The 24,697-nt window shown below is 62.0% G+C and carries 21 protein-coding genes; 5 read left to right on the top strand and 16 right to left on the bottom strand.

Annotation, left to right across the window (positions count from 1 at the left end):
- Window positions 1-3: 3 nt before the first annotated feature.
- The gene (locus K8B33_RS15615; RefSeq protein ID WP_223428217.1) at window positions 4-1,629 is read right to left on the bottom strand and encodes an NAD+ synthase; all 1,626 of its coding nucleotides are present in this window, start codon (window positions 1,627-1,629) and stop codon (window positions 4-6) included.
- A gap of 128 nt (window positions 1,630-1,757) precedes the next feature.
- Here K8B33_RS15615 and K8B33_RS15610 point away from each other — a divergent pair, with 128 nt between their 5' ends.
- From K8B33_RS15610 to K8B33_RS15600, 3 genes are read left to right on the top strand one after another with little or no spacing between them, the layout of a single operon-like run.
- Window positions 1,758-1,988 carry a PP0621 family protein gene (locus K8B33_RS15610; RefSeq protein WP_223428216.1) on the top strand — a complete coding sequence of 77 codons (231 nt, stop codon included), beginning with the start codon at window positions 1,758-1,760 and terminating at the stop codon, window positions 1,986-1,988.
- Window positions 1,981-3,573: a sensor histidine kinase gene (locus K8B33_RS15605; protein ID WP_223428215.1), complete on the top strand. Its 1,593-nt coding sequence runs from the start codon at window positions 1,981-1,983 to the stop codon at window positions 3,571-3,573. The genes K8B33_RS15610 and K8B33_RS15605 overlap by 8 nt, the downstream gene beginning before the upstream one ends.
- Window positions 3,574-4,980, top strand: a complete 1,407-nt coding sequence (locus K8B33_RS15600; protein ID WP_223428212.1) for a sigma-54-dependent transcriptional regulator — start codon at window positions 3,574-3,576, stop codon at window positions 4,978-4,980.
- On the opposite strand, the gene K8B33_RS15595 is transcribed toward K8B33_RS15600, so the two are convergent.
- Window positions 4,926-6,023 (bottom strand): NAD(P)/FAD-dependent oxidoreductase, encoded by a 1,098-nt coding sequence (locus tag K8B33_RS15595; protein WP_223428210.1) that lies wholly within the window; start codon window positions 6,021-6,023, stop codon window positions 4,926-4,928. The two genes, K8B33_RS15600 and K8B33_RS15595, sit on opposite strands and share 55 nt — an antisense overlap.
- Before the next feature lie 271 nt (window positions 6,024-6,294).
- Between K8B33_RS15595 and K8B33_RS15590 the strand changes: the two genes are divergently transcribed.
- On the top strand, window positions 6,295-6,804 hold the full coding sequence (locus K8B33_RS15590; protein WP_223428208.1) for a pilus assembly FimT family protein: 510 nt from the start codon (window positions 6,295-6,297) through the stop codon (window positions 6,802-6,804).
- Between the two features lie 24 nt (window positions 6,805-6,828).
- Here the strand turns inward: K8B33_RS15590 and K8B33_RS15585 are convergent, their stop codons facing one another.
- The 12 genes from K8B33_RS15585 to murJ all read right to left on the bottom strand — a co-directional run bounded on the left by K8B33_RS15585 (window position 6,829) and on the right by murJ (window position 21,693).
- On the bottom strand, window positions 6,829-7,242 hold the full coding sequence (locus K8B33_RS15585; RefSeq protein ID WP_263284717.1) for a type IV pilin protein: 414 nt from the start codon (window positions 7,240-7,242) through the stop codon (window positions 6,829-6,831).
- Between the two features lie 2 nt (window positions 7,243-7,244).
- Window positions 7,245-11,453, bottom strand: coding sequence for a pilus assembly protein (locus tag K8B33_RS16240; RefSeq protein WP_223428206.1), 4,209 nt, complete (start codon window positions 11,451-11,453; stop codon window positions 7,245-7,247).
- Window positions 11,450-12,058, bottom strand: coding sequence for a pilus assembly PilX family protein (locus K8B33_RS15570; protein WP_223428204.1), 609 nt, complete (start codon window positions 12,056-12,058; stop codon window positions 11,450-11,452). The genes K8B33_RS16240 and K8B33_RS15570 overlap by 4 nt, the downstream gene beginning before the upstream one ends.
- The gene (locus tag K8B33_RS15565; protein ID WP_223428202.1) at window positions 12,059-12,883 is read right to left on the bottom strand and encodes a PilW family protein; all 825 of its coding nucleotides are present in this window, start codon (window positions 12,881-12,883) and stop codon (window positions 12,059-12,061) included. It lies immediately after the preceding gene.
- A complete protein-coding gene (pilV, locus tag K8B33_RS15560; protein ID WP_223428201.1) occupies window positions 12,868-13,395 on the bottom strand; it encodes a type IV pilus modification protein PilV in 528 nt (175 codons plus the stop codon). The genes K8B33_RS15565 and pilV overlap by 16 nt, the downstream gene beginning before the upstream one ends.
- The gene (locus K8B33_RS15555; RefSeq protein WP_223428200.1) at window positions 13,392-13,925 is read right to left on the bottom strand and encodes a GspH/FimT family pseudopilin; all 534 of its coding nucleotides are present in this window, start codon (window positions 13,923-13,925) and stop codon (window positions 13,392-13,394) included. Before K8B33_RS15555 ends, pilV begins: the two co-directional genes overlap by 4 nt.
- A 127-nt stretch (window positions 13,926-14,052) precedes the next feature.
- Window positions 14,053-14,994 (bottom strand): 4-hydroxy-3-methylbut-2-enyl diphosphate reductase, encoded by a 942-nt coding sequence (ispH, locus tag K8B33_RS15550; protein WP_223428199.1) that lies wholly within the window; start codon window positions 14,992-14,994, stop codon window positions 14,053-14,055.
- A gap of 134 nt (window positions 14,995-15,128) precedes the next feature.
- A complete protein-coding gene (gene fkpB, locus K8B33_RS15545) occupies window positions 15,129-15,599 on the bottom strand; it encodes an FKBP-type peptidyl-prolyl cis-trans isomerase (protein ID WP_223428198.1) in 471 nt (156 codons plus the stop codon).
- Window positions 15,600-15,603: 4 nt separating this feature from the next.
- Entirely contained in the window at window positions 15,604-16,131 is a 528-nt protein-coding gene (gene lspA, locus K8B33_RS15540) for a signal peptidase II (RefSeq protein ID WP_223428299.1), read from the bottom strand.
- Window positions 16,124-19,003, bottom strand: coding sequence for an isoleucine--tRNA ligase (gene ileS / locus K8B33_RS15535; RefSeq protein ID WP_223428197.1), 2,880 nt, complete (start codon window positions 19,001-19,003; stop codon window positions 16,124-16,126). The genes lspA and ileS overlap by 8 nt, the downstream gene beginning before the upstream one ends.
- Before the next feature lie 16 nt (window positions 19,004-19,019).
- Entirely contained in the window at window positions 19,020-19,955 is a 936-nt protein-coding gene (gene ribF, locus K8B33_RS15530; protein ID WP_223428193.1) for a bifunctional riboflavin kinase/FAD synthetase, read from the bottom strand.
- A 142-nt stretch (window positions 19,956-20,097) separates the two neighbouring features.
- Entirely contained in the window at window positions 20,098-21,693 is a 1,596-nt protein-coding gene (murJ, locus tag K8B33_RS15525; RefSeq protein ID WP_223428192.1) for a murein biosynthesis integral membrane protein MurJ, read from the bottom strand.
- 247 nt (window positions 21,694-21,940) lie between these two features.
- On the opposite strand from murJ, the gene rpsT reads away from it, so the two are divergent.
- Window positions 21,941-22,216 (top strand): 30S ribosomal protein S20, encoded by a 276-nt coding sequence (rpsT, locus tag K8B33_RS15520; RefSeq protein WP_223428191.1) that lies wholly within the window; start codon window positions 21,941-21,943, stop codon window positions 22,214-22,216.
- Window positions 22,217-22,321: 105 nt separating this feature from the next.
- Here the strand turns inward: rpsT and proB are convergent, their stop codons facing one another.
- The gene (gene proB / locus K8B33_RS15515) at window positions 22,322-23,464 is read right to left on the bottom strand and encodes a glutamate 5-kinase (protein ID WP_223428189.1); all 1,143 of its coding nucleotides are present in this window, start codon (window positions 23,462-23,464) and stop codon (window positions 22,322-22,324) included.
- A gap of 18 nt (window positions 23,465-23,482) precedes the next feature.
- Window positions 23,483-24,682, bottom strand: a complete 1,200-nt coding sequence (gene cgtA / locus K8B33_RS15510) for an Obg family GTPase CgtA (protein WP_223428185.1) — start codon at window positions 24,680-24,682, stop codon at window positions 23,483-23,485.
- Between the last annotated feature and the right edge of the window lie 15 nt (window positions 24,683-24,697).

The raw sequence follows: 24,697 nt of genomic DNA, 5'->3' as shown, positions 1-24,697 counted from the left end.
CACTCAATCGCCCGGTCGCCAGCCATTGGTGATCGGGTAACGACGGTCCTTGCCAAAGGCGCGCCGCGTTACCCGGGGGCCAACGGCGCTCTGGCGGCGCTTGTACTCATTACGATCCACCATGCGCACCACCCGGTACACATCCTCCCGCTCGAAGCCAGCGCGAATCACCGCTTCTGCGCTGTAATCCTGTTCGACGTACAGCGCCAGGATGGCGTCCAGAACGCTGTAATCCGGCAAGCTGTCCTGGTCCACCTGGTCCGGGGCCAGTTCTGCTGAGGGCGGGCGATCAATCACGCGCTGCGGAATGATGTCCTGCCCGGCCTTCCTGTTGCGATAGGTCGCCAGGCGATAGACCCAGGTCTTGGACACATCTTTCAACACGCTGAAGCCGCCCACCATGTCGCCATACAGCGTGGCGTATCCCACCGCCATTTCACTCTTGTTGCCGGTGGGCAGCACGACATGCCCGAGCTTGTTCGACAGCGCCATCAGCAGCACGCCACGGCAGCGCGCCTGGAGATTTTCTTCGGTAGTATCGGCGTTGAGACCCGCAAAGCTGTCAGCCAGCACGGTCATGGCGTTGTCGTACATGCCCTCAATCGGCAGTACGCGATAGTTCACGTTCATGGTGCGCGCCTGGGCAGCAGCATCCTCGCGGCTCATATCGGAGGTATAGTGGAACGGCATCATGACCGCCTCAACCCGCTCCGGGCCCAGCGCGTCCACGGCAATGGCGAGCGTCAGGGCCGAATCGATGCCGCCAGACAACCCCAGCAGTGCGCCGCGAAAGCCGTTCTTGCCAACATAGTCACGCACGGCCAGGACCAGCGCGCGGTACACACTCTCTTCTTCATCAGGGGTCGGCAGCTGCTCACCATCGATAATCAGGCCGTCTGCGCCACGATGAATATCCAGCGGAATCAGAGCCTCCTCGAAAAATCCGCCTTGCACCACGCACTGCCCGGCACCGTCCACGGCGAAGGAACCACCATCAAAAATCAGTTCGTCCTGGCCGCCCACCAGATTGCAGTAGATCACCGGCAGTCCGGTATCCCGGGCGCGCGCCCGCACCTGCTCAAGGCGCTCCTCATGCTTGTCGCGCCGAAACGGCGAGGCGTTGAGATTGATCACCAGCTCGGCACCTGCATCGCGCGCGGCAATCGTTGGCCCCGGATGCCAGATGTCTTCACACACGGACAAGGCGAAACGCAATCCATCGAGCTCGAAGAGCTGCGACTGATGGCCGGCCTGAAAATAGCGCTTCTCATCAAACACACGGTAGTTGGGCAGGCATTGCTTGAAGTATTCGCACGCGGCGGTCGCTTCGCCTGGACGTATCAGCCCGGCCACGTTGTAGCGCACTCCGTTACGCACGCCCGGGTAGCCAATGACCAGCGGCACTTCCGTGCCTGCTGCGATGTCACGGATGGCTTCCTCGATGCGCGTGTTGAGGCTCGGTCGCAGCAGCAGATCCTCTGGCGGATAGCCTGTCAGAGCCAGTTCAGGGAAGACCACCAGATCAGCGCCCAGCAGGCGCCGGGCCTCGTCGGCCGCAGCCAGGATACGCTCGGCATTGCCCTCAATGTCGCCCACCAGCATGTTGCGCTGTGCGATGACTACTCGCATGACTGTCCGCCTCTCGTTTGCCAGAGCCGCGATTGTACCCTCTGCCGCGATTCCCGGCACTTGCGATGCGCGCCGGTTCCGTAGAATCTAGTGGTCTTGTTTTTATCGATCCTCAAGGAATCCGGGAAATGGGCCTGATCCGACTCATCATCCTCGCGCTGCTGGTTTATCTGGTCTGGCGCCTGATCAAGACCGTCACCGGGCGCGGCAAATCGTCCGTGCCACAGAGCACCGAGCGCATGCTGCGCTGTGCCCATTGCGGTGTCTATGTGCCCGAGCATCTGGCACTGCCGCACAAAGCGCATCATTTCTGCTGCCACGATCACCGTCAGGCCTGGCTGGAGCAACAGGGTGATTGATACCAGCCGGCCGCTGGAAGACACCCAGCTGTGGACGCCGATACGCGTCTACACCGCCTACCGCATTCTGCTCGCGGTGTTACTGCTGGTGGTCTTTCTGGCCAACAGGGGCCCGTCACTGCTGGGGCAGTCCAACCCCTCGCTGTTTCTTTACACCTCCCTGGCCTACGTCGCACTGACCTTCATGTCGGTGTTGCTGAAAGCGCCACTGTATCGCGGCCGTCCGCTGATGCCACTCGTGCCGGTGCTCTCCGACGTACTGGTGCTGACTCTGCTGATCCATGCCAGCGGCGGCATAGAAAGCAACCTGACAGTCTTGTTGCTGGTCACTGTGGCATCGGCAAGCATTATTCTGCCGGGCCGGCTCGGGCTGCTGACGGCGGCACTGGCCACCTTCGCGGTCATGTTCGAGCAGGTGTACTTCGCGTTGCAGACAGCAGCCGATGATCCATTCCTGATGACCGAATCCGGCACCCTGGGCGTGGCATTCTTCGCTGTCGCACTCATCACTCGCCAGGTTGCCCAGCGGCTCGCCCGTAGCGAGCAGCTGGCGGTGCTCCAGCATGGTGCAATCCAGCATCTGCAGGCGCTGAATCAGCAAGTCGTCGAGCGCATGCGCACCGGCATTCTGGTCTTCAACAACGCATTCACCATCGAGCTGTGCAACCACTCGGCGCAGGAGCTGTTCCCTGGCACCGCGGCAGGCAAAACACTGCCTGAATGCCTCATGACGCATTTTCGCCAATGGCAAGCCGACCCGAACGAACAGCTCCCTCCCCTGCCCGCTGACCGCGAGCGCCCCGCACTGGACGCGCGCTTCGCACTGCTGGATAGCGGCAATGCCGACAAGAGCCCCGCCAACGCTTCCGTGATCGTCTTCCTGGAGGACCGTGCACGCCTGATGCAGGAAGTGCAGCAGCTCAAACTCGCGTCCCTGGGGCGCATGTCCGCCACCATCGCCCACGAGATCCGCAACCCCCTGAGCGCTATCAACCATGCCTCACAACTGCTGGAAGAGGGCATCGCCGAAAAAGAAGACAAGAAGCTGCTGGGCATCATCCAGAAGCACGTGGCGCGAGTGAACGGCATCATTACAGACATTCTCGCGCTGTCGCGCCGCCAGGCCAGCAGCGCCGAGAAACTCGATCTGCGGCAAGTCGTCGGCCATTGCGTAAACCGCTGGCGCGAGGCCGGGCGGGATGCCTCGCTGCTGCGTGCCATGATTCCGGACAATCTGCCGGATGTTCGCTTTGATGCGCGCCAGCTGGATCAGGTCCTGGATAACCTGCTGGGTAATGCATTGCGTCATGGTGGCGGCGGCAAAATCGATATTCTGGCCGGCGCACATCCCACAACAGGCCTGCCATGGCTGAAGGTGCGTGACTATGGACCGGGGGTTGCCCCCGAGGCAGTGGCCAATCTTTTCGAGCCGTTTTTTACTACATCGCGCGACGGCACCGGGCTAGGTCTTTTTCTGTGCCGGGAACTCTGCGAAAGTAACCAGGCCCGGCTCGATCATGAGGCTGCCGATCCGGGCGCCAGCTTTGTGATAACCTTTGCTCATCCGGATCGGGTATTCCAGTAAATGACACAACAACGACGTATTCTGGTCATTGATGACGAAGCAGATCTGCGCGAACTGCTGGTCATCACCCTTGGCCGCATGAAACTTGACGCCCACGCCGTGGGCACTGTCAGTGAAGCGCTGGAGGCCCTCGGCAAAGGCGGGTTTGACCTGTGTCTGACCGACATGAATCTGCCGGATGGCGACGGCATCGAACTGGTGCGCCACATCAATCAGCATCACGCCGATCTGCCTGTGGCCATGATCACCGCCCACGGCAATATGGAAACGGCAACGCTGGCGATGAAAGAAGGCGCCTTCGATTTCATTGCCAAACCGGTCTCACTGGACCGGCTTCGTCAGTTGGTGGACGACGGCCTCGGCATTCGCGACAGAACCCCTGATACCCCGGTTGAAGATCAGCTGATTGGTGAAGCGCCAGGCATGCAGCAGTTGCGCCGGCAGATCGTCAAGCTGGCGCGCAGCCAGGCGCCGATCTATATCAGCGGGGAGTCCGGCAGCGGCAAGGAGCGGGTCGCACGCCTGATCCATATGCTGGGCCCGCGCCAGGAAAAGCCGTTCATTGCCGTCAACTGCGGCGCCATCCCGTCTGAATTGATGGAGAGCGAGTTCTTCGGGCACCGCAAAGGCAGTTTTACCGGGGCATTCGAGGATCGCAAAGGCCTGTTCCGTGAAGCGGATGGCGGCACCCTGTTCCTGGATGAGGTCGCTGACCTGCCCTTGCACATGCAGGTGAAATTACTGCGCGCAATTCAGGAAAAAAGTGTACGCCCGGTGGGTGAGCCGCGGGAATTCCAGGTCAACCTGCGCATTCTCTGTGCAACCCACAAGCATCTCGCGGAAGAAGTCGTGCAAGGGCGCTTCCGGCAGGATCTGTATTATCGTCTGAATGTGATCGAGGCCAACGTGCCGCCGCTGCGCGAGCGCATCGAGGACTTGCCGTTGCTGATACAGCACATTCTCGAGCGCCTGTGCCAACAATGGCAGATCAGCGTTCCAACACTGAACAGGCAAGCCACCGAGGCACTGGCGCACTATGCTTTCCCGGGCAACGTCCGCGAACTGGAGAATATTCTCGAGCGCGCACTCACGCTGGCCGATGGCACGGAGATCGACAGCCGGCATCTGCAGTTGCGCAACAACGTCGAACCCGCCGGCGGCGGAGCAAGCCCGTCCAGTTCAGAGGCCGCACGTCCCGCCAGCCAGCCTCTTGAAGACTACCTGCAGGAAATCGAGAAGCGTGAAATCCTGCGCGCACTGGATGCCACCTTGTGGAATCGCACGGCGGCCGCAAAAAAACTGGGCATGACCTTCAGATCCCTGCGCTATCGGCTGAAGAAGCTTGGCCTGGATCAAGGCGGTGATGACGAGGATGATGGCGCGGACAGTGCTGAAGAGAGCGCATAAGGCCGCGGATCAATGGACGGGCGCTTCCCCGCCATGAGACACGCAATGAGCTCTGCACTGGCCGGCGCACTGACCAACCCGTTGCGATAATGCCCCGTCGCCAGGAACAGGCCCGGCGCATCCGGCACTTCGCCCAGCCAGGGCCACTGTCGCGCGCTGCCGGGCCTGATGCCGGCCCAATGTGCCACAGGTGTCGTGTCCTTCAATGGCGGCCAGAGCGTCTCCGCCATAGCACGCAGTTGTTGTGCGGCCCCGGCAGTCGGGCGCTGATCCTGGCTGCCATGACGCAACGTTGAGCCAGCCAGCACATGGCCGTCACGCCGCGGAATCACGTAACCGGCGTCACTGAGCAACACACAGGGCGGCGGCGCAAGACCCGGCGGATACAGCAGCATTTCCCCCTGAACGGGCTGCAACCCCAGCTGCAGGCCCGCATCGGCCAACAGCTCGGCGCTCCAGGCGCCTGCCGCGATCAGCACCTGATCCGTCATGATGGCGCCCTCAGCACTGGATACCCGCCACGCCCCCTGCTCTGGCACGATCGCCGATACCGCCGCTGACGGTGCCCGGGATACACCCTCACGGGCCAGCAGGCAATGCAGCCCTTTCAGCAATCGGGAATTCCGCACCGTGCCGACTTCCGGCAGCCATATCCAGGGTGCGTCCGGCAGCACCGGCGCCACCTGACTTGCCGAGCGGTAGTCCGCCGGCTTTCCGTGGCGGGCCGCCCAGGCCAGGGCGGCGTCATGTTCTCCTCCCGCATCCACCAGCATGCCACAGGTGTAAACCTCGGGATCGGGACCACCTGCGGCAAGGATCCGCGCCGCCAGCTGCGTATAACGGGGCACTGCATCCTGCGTCAGTGCCGTCAGGGGGGCTGGATAGCGCCAGGGGAACAGCGCCGAAAGGATGCCGCCCCCGGCCCAGGAAGCCGGCGGCCGGGCTGTGGCCATGTCCAGCACGGTGACGTGGTAACCACGCTCGCGCAACGCAAGCGCCGACAGCATGCCGACAACGCCCGCCCCGATGACCACTGCTCGCATGCTGTACCACCCGGTGAAATGGACCGTGAAATGAAGACCGCCATGATACCCGCCGCACCCACTGCACCCAAGCTGTGCGACATTCGCCTGTGCTCGCGTCAGCCCATGCCGTTACTTGCTGCAGGATATTGCTGAAAAAAAGGAGGGAGACAGGCTGATACCGCCGCCAAAGGGGCTACGTCGCCGGCCGCCAGCCCAGCGCACCGCCCCGGGCAGAACCGGATTCCCTTACTGTCGGAGAATATTTTCGAGACTCACGGATGAGACTGAAATGAACAGAACGCAGGGATTTACACTGCCAGAGCTGTTGATCGGCCTTTGCCTGATGGCACTGCTGGCCAACATGGCATTACCGGCCATGCGCGACCTGGCGACGCGGCAATCACTCATTGCACAAAGCAACGCGCTCACAGGCCTGCTCTACCGGGCGCGAATTGCCGGAGCGGAAAACGGTGGTGCGCTAGTATGCGCCCTTGGCAGTGACTGCGAGGAATTCGATATCAGTACCGGCGTATTGGTTGCCCGTGCGGCCGGCACGACCTCCCACCCCGGTCCAATGGGAGAAACCATCGATTCACTGATACTGCCGGAAGGCATGACGATACAGTGGCGGAGCTTCCGCAATCGCCCCTGGTTGCATTACGGGGCCCACGCCACCAGCTACTTCCAGAATGGCCACTTCCTGCTGTGTTATCGAGGCCGGGCAAGTCGGGTCGTAGTAACCCGTATCGGGCGTCCAAGGGTGGACAGAAACCCTCCGGCGCCCGACGCCTGCCTTTGATCCCACGCCAGCCATCAACCGTGTTCAGCGACTGCTCCAGGACTGATCAGGATCATTCAGATCACAGGAACCGGCGTTACGTACAAAACAACTGCGCCCCTGGCTATTGAGCATCATGACACCTGTGCCCGCCATCTGGCCCTTGGGTGTTGCCGTCATTACGAAGGTCTGATTATTCGCGCCCAGTGTCACCGCCAGCGTGAAGTAATCATTGGTCGGGGCGGTCAGTGAATCTCCCCAGCTCTCATAAGAGAAACGCTGGGAGCGATAGACTTCCAGCCTTGAGGAGAAATCCATCATATCGCCCTGCATGGCCGCCCGACGACCATCCTGCACCTGGCGCGTATAAGACGGCACCGCAATGGCCGCAATGATGCCAATGATCAGGACAACAATCATCAACTCCATCAGGGTGAACCCGGCATTACGCTGTCTCATGATCACTCTTCCTGCTCGGTCTTGGTCATCGTCTCATTCAGGATAGCGTCAGCCTCTGCCTCCGTGGGCACCTCGTACCACCGGGTGCGACGCAGACCAAATCCACCGGAGGGCCCCACATCCACCGCAGCCGTGCCCACCAGCACAACACGCTCCGCCTCGGGACCCAGCAGCACCTGGGGCGACGGGGGCAGCCCCGGCAGAATCAGGTCCTCAGAGCGCACCAGATCACCGGAGTTGTTGCGCAATGCCGGACCACCATCGGAAAGCCGCAGACCGTAAAGGCGGGAGCCACCGATCACACGCTGGCATTTATCGGCGTAGGCCGTCTCCGGCAAATAGGAGCTCATGAATATCACCCCTTCTGTGATGACTGACGGCGCCAGGACTTTCTCACCCTTGTCGAGACGGATCATCCAGCCTCGCTTGCCTTCCATCTCCGCGGGGGTGGGATCAAGATTACTGGTCACATCCAGCAAGGCCGGCTCCGTGATCGCTGGCGTGGTGATCGTGCCAGGGCCGCGAGCCTCAAGCGCATCGACATCATCCAGGAGATAGATGCGATCGTCCGTGCGCGTATCCAGCGGGTGTGCCCGGTAGCCTGAACCGATTGACACCTGCAGCAGGGTTTCACCGTCACGACGGCCCAGCGCCACCACGGGCGGTGAGTGGAAACGGCGGTGATTGGCAATGCCGCTGGTATCCGGGTCACCGGCACCGAGTTGAGCCAGTGTGACCACACGGTGAACGAGATCGCTGCTGCCCGTGTTGTTATGGTTGAAATCCACACGGAATACCTGCCCGCCAAGATCCGTGGCGTAGAGGTAATCCAGCACACCATTGAAATCCACATCCACGACCGATACCGCTGCCGGCATGGCCCATTTCATATCCGGGTGATTGACCGTCGCACCGGAGTCGGAAGCAGACCAGATCAAGGCTCCGTTATTGGCATTGACGATATAGATGCCGTTACCCATCGCATCACCGGTGCTGACGCTCCCGGGGGTGTCGTGATCGTTCGGGCTATAGCCACCACCAATCACCAGTACCGGCACCAGCTTGCCGTCCAGCACGATCTGCGCCAACGTCGGTGCGGCCCAGGTCTGCCCCAGATTACTGAAAGCACCGCTACCACCATTGATGCTCCACAGCAGACGAGGGTTCTCCCGGTCGCTCGCATCCAGCGCATAGTAATTACGGCCTCCACGACGCTGCGCCACGTACAGGATGACGTTCTTGGCGCTACCGGAACCATCACCACTGGATTGACGCCATACAGTGATACCACCGTCCAGGCCGTAAGTGGTCCGCTGCGGGTCGTCTGCGTCCAGCCGGCCGCCGACGAGACGATCTTCGGTTTTTGCCAGCTCTTCAGGCGGCATGAAGGTAAACAGCTCTCTGCCGGTCTTGGCTTCGATGGCGTGCAGCATGCCATCGTTGGTGGCGACGAACAGGGTGTTGTCCTGGAGGCTGTCGTCCTGGCTGGCATCGCCGAAGCTGCCCTGGAAGCCATAGTTGACCAGCCGCGGTTCGGAGTGCAGCGGATCGCCCCAGCCATCCAGCAGGAACTCCACCCCTCTCTGCACTTCCGCGTCGGAGGCATCAGACTCCATGCCCAACAGCAATGGTGACGAGATATCTGCCGAAGAACGCACCTGATGCAGCGTCATACCGGCAGGTTTGGTGGTAGCGCTGACACTGCCCCCGGCGGACGGCGACGTTTCCGCCACCAGCAATCGCCGCGGCGTGTCGCTCATCTCCAGCTCCTCCCGCGCACCACCCAGTGTCACGTCGGAGCCATCGTCCGGATCGGAGCCGTCATCACGCATCCCCCACCAGCTGTTGGAGGTGCCTTTGAAGAAGCCTGTGACCGGATCCACCGCTGCACGGCCCTTTTCATCCACGATGGAGGGAGGATCTGTGCTGAAATCCAGGCGATAGCGCTTGAGGTTGCCGTCCCAACGGGTATCCAGAGACGGCCGGAACAAGGCGTAATACAACTGGTCAAGATGCCGGAACCGGTTGAGCTGGTTGACCGCCACACCCGGCGCAGCCATGGAGGCGTCACTGATCACGATGCTGTCGAGAATTTCGGCAATCACTTCTGACAATTCCAGGGCATTGCTGGCATAGCGATATTCACCACCCCCACGGGCAGCCACTTTCTTCATCTTGTCCGCGAGCGCTTCGGTCTCGGCGAAGTTGACCGCATGGGTCACGACACCTTCAGAGCGCAAATAACCTGCCAGACTCTGGATGCATCCCCAACCTGACTGGTCTCCCGATGAGCAGGTATTGCCAGACAATTCCTGATATCCCTTGGCCGCCTCGGCAGGATCCTGGCCGTTGGGGTCCTTGTTGCTCACCATAATCACATGGGTCTCGCCCGGGCATTCATCAATATCGTATTCGACTCCGGTATAACGGGTCCGCGAGGCATCGGTGAACGCGTTCGGATCAGCGTAATTCTGATTGCCGTAACGGGGCGACATTTCCCGCAGGTAACGGATCGTTTCCACATAGGAGGCGCCGGTCTTGGTATTACCACCGCCCGCACCGCTCTGCATGGCATCGAGCGTCAGCCTGACGTCATCCCGCCGGGTCAATGACTGGGCAAAATCCCCGGGCTTGTTACTCAGTACCGACATGACCAGAAACGCAGAGGCCGCGCCCCCTTCCCGCGCCTGAACCTTGATGCGCTCAGCAACCGTGGTACTGTTTTTGGCATCCAGACGGAAGCCCATTGCCCCCCCGGCCACCCAGCCGGCGGAGGCAAGAATACTGCGGACCGCATCAGTTACATCGATGACCTGGTTGCCCACCGCCACCGTGGTCTCGATGGGCGTACCCAGTGGCCGGGAGGATATTGATCCGTTGCCCGCAAAAGCCGGCGTATTCCCCAGCATCGGGCGGATGATCAGCGGCTGGCTGCCAGCTTCGTCCACGCGCAGATTCAGTTTTGCCTCAGCGATGCTCGCATCACTGCCAAAGGCCACACTGTTGAAACGCAGCCCACTGATGTAATTCTGGTTATTGTTGAGACCGGCCACACGAGCGGGGTTGGCGTTTCGGCCTGCAAGAAGCTGCGCCGCCGTCGCCACCACCGACGAGTTTGACAGACTCTCCGATGCATCATCCGCATCCGCCTGAAGGTCCAGACGCACGCCTCCCATACAGGACTGCGCACCCGCAGGCTGATTGTGCGACGTGTCCGGGTCCCACTCGACGACGAGCTCTGGCTGCCCCAACCGATTACCGTCCGCGTTCTGCGCACGGTAGCTGTACACATCCGGCTCTGAACCATTGCCAAACGATGTGCGATCGATCATCAGCGTCACAGAGTTTCTGCCGCACCAGTCGGAGCGCGCCACCGCACCCTGCATGGCGGCGCTGACATCAATGGACATCTGCGTGCCTTCCATCTTCAGATCGCTGGCGACCGTGTCACTCCAGAGACGATCAGCCAGATCTTCGCCAGGCTGATCCGAAAACAGGGCGGGATGATCCACTTCTTCAAAAGCCACGTAGGCCTGTGCATTGCCCGAGCGACTCATCGGCATGCGCAACTCCAGCCGCGCGCTGGTGACTTTTGCCCAGCTCGGGATGGCCACGTCGTTAAAGACAAACCCCACCCGACGGGTGGCCTCCAGATGGCCAGCGTTACCCCGACTGCCCGGCAGCCGCATCTGAGTGGCCTGCACATCAATCGCGTTCCAGGGATCATCCCGATTCGCCCGATCCTGTACCGCATCTGCGGCCTCGTCGCGGACGCGCGATACCACGCGTGTGCCGGCCCTCTCTTCCAGGTTGGTGACGGTAAAACCTATGTGCCCACCATCAGTGCCCCCCCGGTTCTGGGCCGCAATCCCGACCCGCATATTGCCAGAGAGCGCGTTCACTACCATGTTCATGGCGCAAAACATCTCGTCACTGACGCTGCGACCCGGACAGCCCGGATGGCCGTTGGCAAAATTGGTATTCACCTGCCCCGCTGTTTCCAGGAGAAATACCACGTTGGCACCAGCACTTTCGCTGCCCGCCTGCAGGTAGATCTGGATATCTTCGGCATAGACCGGACGCGCCGACAACAGCACGCAGGCTGTCACCAGCAAGAACAGGCGGGAACGCCGCAATCTGTCAGCAATGTGCGTCACGGCTGAGCGCGTAGCGCTGCCATAGCCTTCCTGAGTAGGATTATGATTATTCACAGATCATCTCCCGGGATAATGCCGCGTCGGGCAAATTCCTGAACGTTAAACTGATTGACATCAAGCATATCCAGACGGCCGTGGCCGACGCCGACAAATTGATAGTCACCGAAAATGGTAGTGCCTTCCCCGGCACGACTGATCTGACCGCCGTCGTTCACATCCAGGGACGGTGGCGCCACACGGGGAGTGGGGTTCACCGCCAGACGGTACGAGGCCTGCATCAACCCGGCACTGTCGTAACGATCACGAGGGGCACAGGCGCCCGGCTTGGACATATCCGACACCGTCAGACAGCGCTCGACACTCTCGAACACGCCCAGGCTCAGCTGGCCGATGGCGACATTGAGCGCATTGTCAGGGTTGGCATCATTCTGATCGCCGGCTTCTGTAAACAGTGCCGCCAGCGCTGATTCGGACGCCTGGAATGCCATGGTGCTGGCCCGGGCGCCGGTGGCAATCTTCGAATTGAAAACACTGGAGCGCATCGCAGCAACGCCAATGATCGTCACCACAATAAGAATCATCAGCGCCACCAGCATGGCGGCGCCTTGCTGCTTCTTCGGGCGCTGATCACCGCGACGGGATATCGGGAATGCGTTCATTCAGATACTCTCCCAAGTATAGTTACGGGCGCGCACCGTGGTAATGAACAGGCGCCTTACAGCGGCGACATCAAGCGGCGCACTGCCTGCCTCCACCAGCTTGTCGAGCACAATGAAATCCACCGGCTCCGCCAACTCGGGCAGGTTTCCCTGAGTGGCCCGCACCAGCAACCCCACCCGTACCGTCACAACAGGATCCGCCGCAGTGAGTTGATCGGCCCGCACATACCGGCTGGCAAACGGCACCCTGTCCTCATCAGTATCTACGCCATAAAGCACCTGAAAGCTGTCGACGCCCGACACGATGGCAATACCATTGGTGCCGGCATCTATACTGCCGCGACACATCAGCTCCGCCTGGTCGTTGACCCAGTAGGTGTTGACGACGCGCGCCGGCGCCGCGGCGGCGGCCAGGGTACTGCCCTCGCAGTCCTGGGTTCCGGCGTTGCCGTGAAACGAGAAAGTCAGTCTGTCATTGGCCGCATTATCGCCGCCCCCTTCGCTGCTCGCCGGGAAGCTCTGGCCATTGACGGTCAGCGCATCAAGCTCGATACCGACATCCGGGCCGGTAACGAAATCCGGCTGGCGCAACCCTGTGCGGCGCAAATCCCGGGCGACAAAATCCAGTGCAAACCGACCCTGTTCCTGAATATCTGTCAGCCCTTGCTGCAACTGGAATGTGCGCTGATTGGTAATGAACAGCTGCGTCGACGCAATCACAATCAGCGACCCCAGCAACAATGCCACCATCAACTCAACCAGACTGAAGCCGCGCTGCATGCCGAAGCCAGTATTGCCCCGAACGGTTTTCACGGTGCGGTCCATATGATCGCCTCCATACGCACACACTGGTCGCGAAGCGGATTGCATTCCGCCGGCGATGCATTGCCCCAGGCCACGGTCACACAGACGCCCTGCGCCCCCGTGCACTGCTCCGCCCGTACCCGCCCACCTGGCAGCATCTGCGCTGCGAACCAGCGCGCTTGCTCAATATCCGAGGCGGCCATCTGCGCCGGCGTGCAATCATTTGCGCCCAGACATGCGCCCCAGCTGGCAGGCATCCCGGAGGTCGGGGCTTCCAGCGGCCAGTCGTTACCCGTGGTGTAACCATTCTGTCCACGCGGATTGGCGGCCATCCGTTCGATCACATCCTGCGCGAGCGCTGTGGCCTGCGTGCGATAGTGGGCATCTTCTGTGCTGTTCAATGCGCGCAACTGAAGGCCCGCGTACCCCAGCACGCCGATGCTGACAATCAGCAGCGCCACCAGTATCTCGATCATGCTGACACCCTGTTGGCGCTCAGCCCTCGAGTATTTGCAAACCGATAATGCGTTCATGGGCAGCTCTGGTTGGTATTGGAGATGCGCCCGACGCGACTGACGTCAATCAGTCGTCCGTCGTTCGGGCCGCACAGTTCGAACCGCGCCTGCGTGTTGACCGTGCCGTTGGGCAGGAACACCAGGCTGGCGATATCCGACTCTTCGGAAACCGTCACACCGCGCGCGGGCAGAAACTCACGGTTTTCCTCGTTCAGGGTGCCGCTGCTGTAGTCGATCACCCAGCCGCTGGACCAGTCAGATCCGGTGATCGGGCGCAGGGTGACCTGGCCGCGCAGATTGACGGCATCCGCCCGAGCACCATTGATGGCGCTGATCAGATCCGTGGCGGTGCTGCGCATATTGGCGCTGGCATTGAGGTTATTGAACGAGGGCACGGCAATGGCGAGGGTAATGGAGGCAACAACCAGCGTGACCACCAGTTCGACAAGCGTCACACCGCGCTGTCGCGCAGACAGGCGCGCCGTCGCGCGTCGGGTCTGTGCCAGGCGCTCCGAAGCCGTCTTTGTAGAGGTTCCCACTGTGTTCATCATCCAGGCTCGTCCAGAAAAAGAGGATCAAGCCCTAGACTAACCTTGGCGAAAAAGGGAGCAATGCAATCCAGACAGGCGGGACAAACCCAGCGCCAAGCGGCTCAGGGCGGGGGTTACGGCGCCTTCAGCGCTCGCCGCGCAGCCCCTTCGGCATCGAGAAACGGACATTCTCCTCCCGACCTGTCACCTCCTCCGCGCTCTGCCCGCCCAACGCGCGCAGGCGATTCACCACCTGCTGCACCAGCACCTCCGGGGCACTGGCACCTGCGGTAACGCCGACCACGCCCTTGCCGACCAGCCACTCAGGGTCAATCTGGGCCGGCCCATCAATCAGATAGGCGGGGGTGCCACAGCGCTCCGCCAGCTCGCGCAGGCGGTTGGAGTTGGAGCTGTTGGGGCTGCCCACCACCAGCACCAGCTGGCACTCCAGCGCCAGCTGCCGCACGGCGTCCTGGCGGTTGGTGGTGGCGTAGCAGATATCTTCCTTGCGCGGGCCCTTGATGTCGGGGAAGCGGGCGCGCAGGGCTTCGATGATGCGGGCGGTATCATCCACGGACAGGGTGGTCTGGGTCACAAACGCCAGGTGGGACGGGTCGCGCACTTGCAATGCGGCGACATCCGCCTCGTCTTCCACCAGGTAGATGGCGCCGCCGGCGGTCGTGTCATACTGCCCCATGGTGCCTTCCACTTCCGGGTGGCCGGCGTGGCCGATCAGAATGCTTTCACGCGCCTCGCGGGCGTACTGGATCACCTCCATATGCACCTTGGTGACCAGCGGGCAAGTCGCATCGAAGACCTGCAGCTCACGACGGCCGGCCTCGTCCTGGACAGCCCGGGCCACGCCGTGGGCCGAGAACACGACAATGGCGTCCTCGGGCACCTCGTCCAGCTCTTCCACGAACACGGCACCCCGGGCGCGCAGATCCTCCACCACAAAGCGGTTGTGCACGACTTCATGGCGCACATAGACCGGCGCCCCGAACACTTCCAGGGCACGATTGACGATTTCGATGGCGCGATCAACGCCGGCACAGAAGCCGCGCGGGTTGGCGAGACGGATTTGCATGGGAAAGCCTGCCTGGTGACGTGCCCCTATTGTACGCGCCCGCTTGGCTCCCTGCACACCAACGCCGCTCTGCACACCACACTTTCCGTGGCAGGCACGCTAATGGCTACTGGCTACTGGCTACTGGCTACTGGCTACTGAAGGGTAACGGGCTGTTCGGGCGCGTTGTGGGCGACGTCGATGATTTCGACCTCGAAAGTCAGTTCGCGGCCGGCGAGCGGATGATTGAAGTCCACATAGACCCAGTCATCTTCCAGGCGAGCAATCACACCGGGCAGTTCGGCGCGGGCCGCATCGGCAAAATTCATCACCACGCCCGGCTCGAGCTCGGCGTCGTCCGGAAACTCATCGCGGCGAAAATGCTGCACATTGTCCGGGTTGTACTCGCCGAAGCCGTCCTCGGCACTGAGAAACACGCTGCGCTTGTCACCGGCCTTGAGGCCCAGCAGTGCGCGTTCAAAACCCGGCAGCAGGGAGTCATCACCCCAGACAAACGACGCGGGCTTGCCGCCAAACGTGCTGTCCAGTTCGGTGCCGTCCATCAGGCGCACCGCAAAATGCAGGGTGATGCGCATCTGCGGGCCAATCTTCAATGCATCCGTCATCACATCAGCCCTCGTCACGGTTGCGACCACCGAAAAGCATGTCATAGATGATCAGGGCCGCTCCGACAGAGATGGCAGCATCAGCAATATTGAACGCGGGAAAATGCCAGCCAGCCCAGTGGAAATCCAGAAAATCCACAACTTTCCCGAGCACAATGCGATCCCACAGATTCCCCAGCGCGCCGCCCAGAATCAACGCCAGCGCCGCCGCCACCAGCGGGCCTTCGCGCCCCCGGACCAGCCAGACCAGAATGACCACACTGGCGATAATGGCAACCCCGGTAAAGAACCAGCGCTGCCACCCCCCGGCGTCCGCCAGGAAACTGAAGGCGGCGCCCGGATTGTAGGCCAATGTCAGATTGAAAAAGCCCAGCACCTCCACCCGCTGATACAGCGCAAGACTCGCCTCCGCCAGCCCCTTGGTCCACTGATCCAGCACCACCACGATCAGCGTCAGCCAGAGCCAGTGAAGGCGGCGCCAGGACACTGCGCCAAACATACCCGGTTGTTCGTCAGGCTGTTGGTCAAGCATAGTCACGCACCTCTCCGTCGCCTTCGATATTGTCGACACAACGGCCGCAGATTTCCGGATGCGCCGCATGGCTGCCCACATCTTCGCGGTGGTGCCAGCACCGACCGCATTTGGGATGCGGTGACGCCGTAATCGCCACTTTCAGACCCGGCAACAACGAGGACGCCAGCGACGCGGGCGCCTCCGCCATCGGCCGCAGCGTCGCCGTGGACGTAATCGTCACGAAGCGCAGCTCGTCTCCGAATGCGGTCAGCACGGCATGCAGGTCTGGCTCCACATACAACACCGCATCGGCGGCCAGATTGGCGCGCACCACTTTCTCGTTACGAGCGTCTTCGATGGCCTTGTTGACCGCTTGCTTGACCTGCTGCACCTGCTGCCAGAACGCCGCATCCATGGGGCTGTCTGCTGGCAGCCGGAACAGGCCGTCGTACCATTCCACCAGAAACACCGAACTGTCGCGCTCGCCCGGCAGATGCTGCCAGATTTCTTCCGCAGTAAAGCTGAGAATCGGCGCCATCCAGCGCACCAGTGCCTCGGCGATATGATGCAGCGCCGTCTGGCAGGAACGCCGCGCTCGGGAATCGGCCTGCGTGGTGTACTGGCGATCCTTGATGATATCCAGATAGAAGCCGCCCAGATCCACAGAACAGAAGTGATGGATACGCTGATACACCTGATGGAACTGGAACTGTTCGTACAGCTGCTGGATCTCGTCCTGCAAGGTTGCGGCACGATCCACAATCCAGCGATCCAGCGCCAGCATGTCATCCGGCTGCAATGCATTCTCTGACGGCACAAACCCGTTCAGGTTGGCCAACAGGAAGCGGGAGGTATTGCGGATGCGACGGTAGGCATCCCCCATCTGTTTGAGGATCCCGTGGGACACGCTCATCTCGCCACGGTAATCCGTAGCCGACACCCACAAACGCAGAATGTCAGCGCCGAGGGTCGAGGTCACTTCCTGCGGCGCAATCACATTGCCCAGCGACTTGGACATCTTGCGGCCGTCTTCGTCCACGGTAAAACCGTGGGTCAGCACGGTTTTGTAAGGCGCTGCATTGCGAATCGCCAGACTGGTCAGCAACGACGACTGGAACCAGCCACGATGCTGATCAGACCCTTCCAGGTACAGGTCGGCGGGCACGCTCAATGCCGGGTTCTGATCCAGCACGCAGAAATGTGTGACACCGGAATCGAACCACACGTCCAGCGTGTCGGTCACTTTCTGGTAGCGTGCGGCATCATCCGCCAGCCCTTGTTCGGCAAGAAACGCTTCCGCATCCAGGTCAAACCAGGCATCGATGCCCTCGCCTTCCACCTTCTTTGCCACAGCTTCAATAAGACGCAGCGTTTCAGGATGTGGCGTGCTGGTTTCGCGATCGACAAACAATGCAATGGGCACACCCCAGGTGCGCTGACGCGAGATGCACCAGTCAGGGCGGTCTCGCAGCATGCCTTCGATGCGCGCCTTGCCCCAATCCGGCAGCCAGGTCACTTCGTTGACGGCCTCGTTGGCGCGCGCATGCAGACCGGCCTGATCCATGCTCACGAACCACTGCGCCGTGGCGCGGAAAATCAGCGGTGTCTTGTGGCGCCAGCAATGGGGATAGCTGTGGGTAATCTTTTCGCAGGCCACCAGACGGCCGCCCTCGCGCAGCGCATCCAGCACCGGTTCATTGGCCTTGGTCACATGCTGGCCACCCACCACCGGCGCACTCTCGGCAAACAGGCCGTTGTCCAGCAATGGGCTGTCAGTCTCCAGGCCGTAGCGCTGCCCGACGATAAAGTCATCCTGGCCATGGCCAGGCGCGGTGTGCACGCAGCCGGTACCGGCGTCCGTGGTGACGTGCTCACCAAGAATAACGGGCACCGCCACATCCAGAAACGGATGCTGCAACTGCAGGTGTTCCAGCACCGCGCCCTTGAAAGGCGCCGAGGTACTGGCTTCGGTCAACTCGGCCCGCTGCGTAACTGCCTCGGCCAATTCCGCCGCGACAATCAGTATCTGCGGTCCCTGTTCGTTGCTGCCGCTAAGTACTACGTAATCCAGTTCCGGGTGCACCGCCACAGCCTTGTTAGCTGGCAGCGTCCACGGTGTGGTGGTCCAAATGGCGACGGCCAGTTTTGTTAAATAAGCTTCGTCGAGCGTCGGCCCACCCAGCCCCAAGCGATAATTGCTTGCGCTGACTCCGGTGCGCTTGGAAAAGTCGGAGACATCAACCAGCGGAAATGCGACATCAATGGAATAGGACTGCTTGTCCTGATATTCCACTTCGGCTTCCGCCAGCGCGGAGCCGCAATCCAGGCACCAGTGCACCGGCTTGAAGCCTTTCTGCAGGTGCCCGTTATCAACGATACGACCGAGCCCCCGGATGATATTGGCTTCAAAGCCGAAATCCATGGTCAGGTACGGATTGTCCCAGTCACCGAAGACGCCCAGCCGCTTGAAATCTTCCCGCTGGCCGTCTACCTGGCTGGCAGCATATTTGCGACATTCCGCCCGGAAGGTGCGCGCGTCTACCTTGTGACCCGGCTTGCCGACTTTCTGCTCGACCTTGTGCTCGATGGGCAGACCATGACAGTCCCAGCCAGGCACATAGGGCGCATCAAAGCCGCTGAGCGTGCGCGACTTGACGATGATGTCCTTGAGGATCTTGTTGACCGAGTGGCCGATATGAATGCTGCCGTTGGCGTACGGCGGGCCATCGTGCAGCACGTATTTCGGCTTGCCGGCAAAGCGCTCGCGAATCGCCTGGTACAGCTTTTTCTGCTGCCAGATATCGAGCTGTGCCGGTTCACGCTGAGCCAGCCCCGCTTTCATGGGGAAGGAGGTATCCGGCAAATTCAGCGTGGCTTTGTAGTCGGTCATAACCTGATGCCTTCTCTCACAAACCAGTCTCTGCAAACCAGTGTCTGGCGTTGTCGATGTCATTGTGGATCGCCGAGCGCAGTGCTTCGAGCCCGTCGAATTTCTGTTCCGGCCGGATGTAATGCCGTAACGCCACCTCAAGGTGGCGGCCATACAGATCACCGGTGTAATCCAGCAGATGCACTTCCAGGCGCCAGTCAACACCGCCCACTGTGGGCCGGTAGCCCATATTGGCCACCGCCGGCGCATCCTTGAGCCCGGCGCCGGTCACCGTCACGGCAAACACACCGGAGATGGGTACCCGCAAACGCCGCAACGGCAGGTTCGCCGTGGGTACACCGATGGTGCGGCCGATCCTGTCGCCCTGATGCACCCGCCCGCTGATAACGTAAGGCCTGCCCAGCAGTTGCTCCGTGAGCGCCACATCACCGACGGCCAGCGCCTCGCGAACCCGGGTGCTGGACACCCGCGCGCCCAGCAACTCGCAGGTCGGGGTATCCTCGACACTGAAATCGAAGCGGCGCCCGGCCTCACACAGGTAGGCAAAATCCCCTTCGCGGCCACTGCCAAAGCGAAAATCGTCGCCCACGACCAGGTGCCGCACACCCAGGCCATCCACCAGCAGATCCCGCACAAACGCATCCGCACTCTGGCTGCGGAAGCTGTTGTCAAAACGGGCGCAGAACACCTGGTCCACGCCCAGGGCAGCGAGCGTGCGCAGTTTATCACGCAGCGACATCAGCCGGGCTGGCGCCTGCTCGGGCACGAAGAATTCCTGGGGCTGAGGCTCAAACAGCATCACGGTGCTGACCACGCCCAGATCCCGTGCCTGCTCCCTGACCCGCGCCAGTATCTTGCGGTGGCCGAGGTGCACACCATCAAAATTGCCAATGGTGGCGACGCAGCCGAACTGGGCGTGGTGGAGATTGTGTGTGCCGCGAATCAACTGCATGCCGGAATTGCACAGCCTGGGTTCTGGAGCGCCGCCCCTGTGCAGGGTAACGGCGTTCGGTTTAGTCGTGAGGCCGCGGCCCTGGTACCGCCCGATAAGGGCGGCTGGCGAACAAACGGCGGAAGCCGGAAAGTATAGAGGATCAGCGGCGCAAGTGACGAGGCCTGAAGCCCAGTAACATCAGGGCAAGACCATACACGAGCACGCCGGAGGCCACTACCAGCAACAACCAGGCGGCGCGCATCACTGCCGTGCCGTCAAACCAGATACCGGTCGCCGCCGCCAGGAAATGGATGGCCACCGCCATGGTCAGGCCCGCCACCAGCATGCGCAGGATCGTCTGCCACCAACCCGGCGCGGGCTGGTAGAAGCCGGCCAGCCGCAGACCACGCCACAACAGCCAGGCATTGAGCCACGCTGACAGCGCCGTGGCGAGCGCCAGCCCCATGTGCCGCAGGTGCCAGACCAGTATCAGGTTGAAGACCATGTTCGCCACCATGGCGATAATGCCGATCTTCACCGGGGTGCGCGTGTCCTGGCGGGCAAAGAAACCCGGCGCCAGGATCTTGATCAGCATGAAGGCCACGACGCCGAAGGCGTAGGCCCGCAGCGACAGCGATGCCTGCTGCACATCAAAAAGCGTGAAGTCGCCATACAGGAACAGGGCCGCCAGCAGCGGCTCGCTGATCACCATCAATGCCAACGCCGCAGGCAGCCCCAGCAGCAACACCAGGCGAATGCCCCAGTCCAGCGTGCGGGAGAACTCCGCCGGCGAGGAGGTGGCATGGGTCTTCGACAGACTGGGCAGGATGACCGTACCGATGGCAATGGCAAAAATCCCCAGCGGCAACTCCACCAGCCGATCAGAATAATAGAGCCAGGTCACGCTGCCGGTCTCCAGCAAGGACGCCAGCACCGTATCCAGCAACAGGTTGATCTGGCTGACCGAGACGCCAAACAGCGCTGGCGCCATCAGGGCCATGATTTTTTTCACCCCCGGGTCCTTGAAGGCGACTGCCGGTTTCGGCATCAGCCCCAGGCGCGCCAGGAAAGGCAACTGCAACATCAATTGCAGCATGCCCGCCGCCAGCACCCCCCAGGCCAGCGCAACCGCCATGCGCTCCTCGGCAAACAGCGGCGCCACAAACAGGGCCGCAGAGATCAGGCACAGGTTCAGCACCACCGGCGTAAACGCGGGCACGGCAAAACGGCCCCAGGTATTGAGAATGCTGCCAGCAAAGGCGGTCAGGGCGATAAAGAACAGATACGGGAAGGTCAGCCGCAGCATCTCGATGGCCAGGCCCCGCTTGTAGGGGTCATCCCCGAAGCCCGGCGCGAATATCGAAATCAGCACCGGGGCCCCCACCACGCCGAGCACCGTCACCGGGATCAGTATCGAGCCGAGGGAGCCCGCAACCCGATTGATCAGCAGCCGGGTTGCGGCGGGCGAGCCACCGCTCTTGTACTCGCTGAGCACCGGCACAAACGCCTGGTTGAATGCCCCCTCGGCAAACAGGCGGCGCAGGAAATTGGGAATGCGGAACGCGACAAAGAAGGCATCCGTCCCCGCCGACACGCCGAACATGCGCGCCAGCACGACGTCCCGCACCAGCCCGAGGATGCGCGACAGCAGGGTCATGCTGCTGACCACCAGCGTGGAGGCCAGCAATCGGCTCGGCCCTGTGGGCGGCGGCGCGTCTCCCGGAGGAGGTGTCGGCGTTGCAGTGGGCTGGCTCATGCCGCCGGGGCCTCCCTGAGGTCTGTGCTTGAGGTCTGATGCCCTGAAACCGGGGAAGCGTAGCCGGATACGCGGATTCACGCCAGCATGCCGGCGCACAAACCACACCAGAAAGACACGAATCCTGCCCTGATCGCCTTGACAACCGCCCCCTGCGTGGGCATAGTTGCGCGTCTTTCCGGCAGGTGGCGGATTATCGTCCGTCAGCTGCTCGCGATGACAACCTAATTTCGACAGGAGCAGGACCTTGGCTAACTCACCGCAAGCGCGAAAGCGTGCTCGTCAGGCGGAGAAGCGTCGTCAGCACAATGCAGCAATGCGCTCCATGGTGCGGACCTACCTCAAGAAGGTAAACGCTGCCATTGCGTCCGGTGACCAGCAGTCTGCTCAGGAAGCATACAAGTCAGCTGTTTCGGTCCTGGACAAGGCAACCCGCAAGGGCAAGTACCACCCGAACAAGGCAGCGCGTCACAAGAGCCGCCTGAACACCAAGATCAAGGCACTGGGTGCAGCAGCAGCCTGAAGCAAGCCTGATCTGACGCACAGCACGACAAAAAACCGGCCTTCTGGCCGGTTTTTTTATGCCCGCATCAAAGCACTGCCCGTCAAATCAAAGCACCACCATCTCTCACAGCACTACCATGTTGTCCCGGTGGATCAGCTCTTCTTCGTTCATGTAGCCCAGGATCGCCTGAATCTCGCTGCTCTTGCGGCGCACCAGTTTCGCCGCCTCGTCCACATCATAGTTGACCAGCCCACAGGCCACGCGCTGACCCGATTCATCCTCGCAGGCCACCATTTCGCCACGGGAAAACTGGCCATGGGCGCTGATCACGCCCACCGGCAGCAGGCTCGAACCTGCCTCGCGCAAACGCCGCACCGCGCCGGCATCCAGCACCAGACGGCCGCGCATCTGCAGATGGCCCGCCAGCCACTGCTTGCGTGCATTGTAGGGGGTGGTATCCGGCAGCAGCGTGGTCCCGGGCGCCTCGCCCGCCGCCAGCGCCGCCAGCACTTCCGGGCTGCGGCCACTGGCGATGGTAGTGCGTGCGCCACTTCGGGCTGCGAGCGTTGCGGCCCGCACCTTGGTGATCATGCCGCCACGCCCCAGATGCCCGCCATCTCCGGCCACCTCAAGCAAGCGCGGGTCGGAAGCCTGTGCCTCACGAATCATCGGCGCTTCCGGGTCCTTGCGCGGGTCACGCTCGTAGAGGCCGCTCTGGTCGGTGAGAATGACCAGCCGATCGGCCTCCACCAGATTGGCCACCAGCGCGGCCAGGGTATCGTTGTCGCCGAAACGGATTTCATCCGTGACGACTGTGTCGTTCTCGTTGACCACGGGAATGACATCCAGACCCAGCAGGGTCAGCAGTGTAGTGCGCGCATTCAGATAACGGGTGCGGTGGGACAGATCATCATGGGTCAGCAGCACCTGGGCGGTATGCAGCCCATGCACCTGAAAGCGGGATTCCCAGGCCTGCACCAGACCCATCTGGCCGACGGCAGCGGCGGCCTGCAACGCATGTACTGAATCGGGACGGCGCGCCCAGCCCAGGCGCCGCATGCCCTCGGCCACCGCGCCGGAGGACACCACCACGATTTCCACGCCCAGCGCCCGCAGGGCCACCATCTGGTCGACCCAGCGCTGCATCAGGGACAGGTCCAGCCCCTGGCCGTCATTGGTCAGCAGCGCGCTGCCGATCTTGATGACCCAACGTGCGGGCCGCGCTGCGGCAATATTCTCGTTATCCTGCTTGCTGGTGGCTGTCATGCCGCTTCACATCCGCACTTACGGGGTGTAGATGATCTCCACATCGTGATCATCGTCGTCATCATCATCATCGTCATCGCTTTCCTGCGCCAGCCGCTCGAGACGCGCCTGCGCCTTGAGCAACTGCACCCGCTCGCGCGCCTCCTGCTCCAGCTGGGCCCGCAGCGCTTCCTGCTCGGCAGCATATTCCGGGTCTTCCTGTTCCTGCAGGCGGCGCTCTTCGATGGCATTCATCAGGGCAAACACCAGCGCCTCGCAGCCCTCACCGGTGGCGGCCGAGATGCGGTACACCTCACCCTCCCAGCCGAGCCGCTGAATCAGGTCGTTGCAGTATTCATCACGCAGATCGGCCGGCACCAGGTCCAGCTTGTTCAGAATCAGCCAGCGCTCCTGGGCCGCCAGCGCCGGGGAAAACTTGTCCAGCTCGGCCGCGATGGCATTGACGTGCGCCACCGGATCACCGTCGTCGGCAGGCGCCACATCCACCAGATGCAGCAGCAGCCGGGTGCGCGCCAGATGCTTGAGAAAGCGAATCCCCAGCCCCGCACCCTCGGCGGCGCCCTCAATCAGACCGGGAATGTCGGCCATCACGAAGCTGCGGTACCGGTCGGCCTTCACCACCCCGAGATTCGGCACCAGGGTGGTAAAGGGATAATCTGCCACTTTGGGCTTGGCCGCAGACACGGCACGAATCAGTGTGCTTTTGCCGGCATTGGGCAGACCCAGCAGGCCGACATCCGCCAGCACCTTCAATTCCAGCCGCAACTGGCGGGACTCGCCCGGCGAGCCGGGAATCGTGCGCCGTGGCGCGCGATTGGTACTGCTCTTGAAGTGGGTGTTGCCCAGGCCACCGCGGCCACCGCGCGCCACCAGGATACGCTCGCCCGGCGTGGCAAGGTCGGCCAGCACTTCGTCGATGGCCGTATCTACCACAGTAGTGCCGACCGGCACGCGCAATACGATGTCGTCCGCAGACTTGCCGGTACACTGGCGACCCTGTCCACCGGCGCCATTGGCGGCGCGGAACAGCCGATCGTAGCGGTAATCCACCAGCGTGTTGATATTGCTGTCAGCCTCGATCCAGACATGGCCGCCAGCGCCACCATCGCCACCGTCAGGGCCGCCGTACTCAATGTATTTCTCACGGCGGAAACTGAGGCAGCCATCGCCCCCCTTTCCTGCGTGCACATCGATAACGGCTTCATCTACAAACTTCATGGCGATTGCGCTCGG

It is taken from the genome of Alcanivorax limicola (assembly GCF_019931215.1).
GTDB lineage: Bacteria > Pseudomonadota > Gammaproteobacteria > Pseudomonadales > Alcanivoracaceae > Isoalcanivorax > Isoalcanivorax limicola.
This window is presented reverse-complemented; position numbering and strand designations above follow the sequence as displayed.

Bases quoted from the DNA above. Each gene is read 5' to 3' on its own strand.
- K8B33_RS15615 (WP_223428217.1), bottom strand. From the start codon at position 1,629: ATGCGAGTAGTCATCGCACAGCGCAACATGCTGGTGGGCGACATTGAG.
- K8B33_RS15610 (WP_223428216.1), top strand. From the start codon at position 1,758: ATGGGCCTGATCCGACTCATCATCCTCGCGCTGCTGGTTTATCTGGTC.
- K8B33_RS15600 (WP_223428212.1), top strand. From the start codon at position 3,574: ATGACACAACAACGACGTATTCTGGTCATTGATGACGAAGCAGATCTG.
- K8B33_RS15595 (WP_223428210.1), bottom strand. From the start codon at position 6,023: ATGCGAGCAGTGGTCATCGGGGCGGGCGTTGTCGGCATGCTGTCGGCG.
- K8B33_RS15590 (WP_223428208.1), top strand. From the start codon at position 6,295: ATGAACAGAACGCAGGGATTTACACTGCCAGAGCTGTTGATCGGCCTT.
- K8B33_RS15585 (WP_263284717.1), bottom strand. From the start codon at position 7,242: ATGAGACAGCGTAATGCCGGGTTCACCCTGATGGAGTTGATGATTGTT.
- K8B33_RS15570 (WP_223428204.1), bottom strand. From the start codon at position 12,058: ATGAACGCATTCCCGATATCCCGTCGCGGTGATCAGCGCCCGAAGAAG.
- K8B33_RS15565 (WP_223428202.1), bottom strand. From the start codon at position 12,883: ATGGACCGCACCGTGAAAACCGTTCGGGGCAATACTGGCTTCGGCATG.
- pilV (WP_223428201.1), bottom strand. From the start codon at position 13,395: ATGAACGCATTATCGGTTTGCAAATACTCGAGGGCTGAGCGCCAACAG.
- K8B33_RS15555 (WP_223428200.1), bottom strand. From the start codon at position 13,925: ATGAACACAGTGGGAACCTCTACAAAGACGGCTTCGGAGCGCCTGGCA.
- ispH (WP_223428199.1), bottom strand. From the start codon at position 14,994: ATGCAAATCCGTCTCGCCAACCCGCGCGGCTTCTGTGCCGGCGTTGAT.
- fkpB (WP_223428198.1), bottom strand. From the start codon at position 15,599: ATGACGGATGCATTGAAGATTGGCCCGCAGATGCGCATCACCCTGCAT.
- lspA (WP_223428299.1), bottom strand. From the start codon at position 16,131: ATGCTTGACCAACAGCCTGACGAACAACCGGGTATGTTTGGCGCAGTG.
- ileS (WP_223428197.1), bottom strand. From the start codon at position 19,003: ATGACCGACTACAAAGCCACGCTGAATTTGCCGGATACCTCCTTCCCC.
- ribF (WP_223428193.1), bottom strand. From the start codon at position 19,955: ATGCAGTTGATTCGCGGCACACACAATCTCCACCACGCCCAGTTCGGC.
- murJ (WP_223428192.1), bottom strand. From the start codon at position 21,693: ATGAGCCAGCCCACTGCAACGCCGACACCTCCTCCGGGAGACGCGCCG.
- proB (WP_223428189.1), bottom strand. From the start codon at position 23,464: ATGACAGCCACCAGCAAGCAGGATAACGAGAATATTGCCGCAGCGCGG.
- cgtA (WP_223428185.1), bottom strand. From the start codon at position 24,682: ATGAAGTTTGTAGATGAAGCCGTTATCGATGTGCACGCAGGAAAGGGG.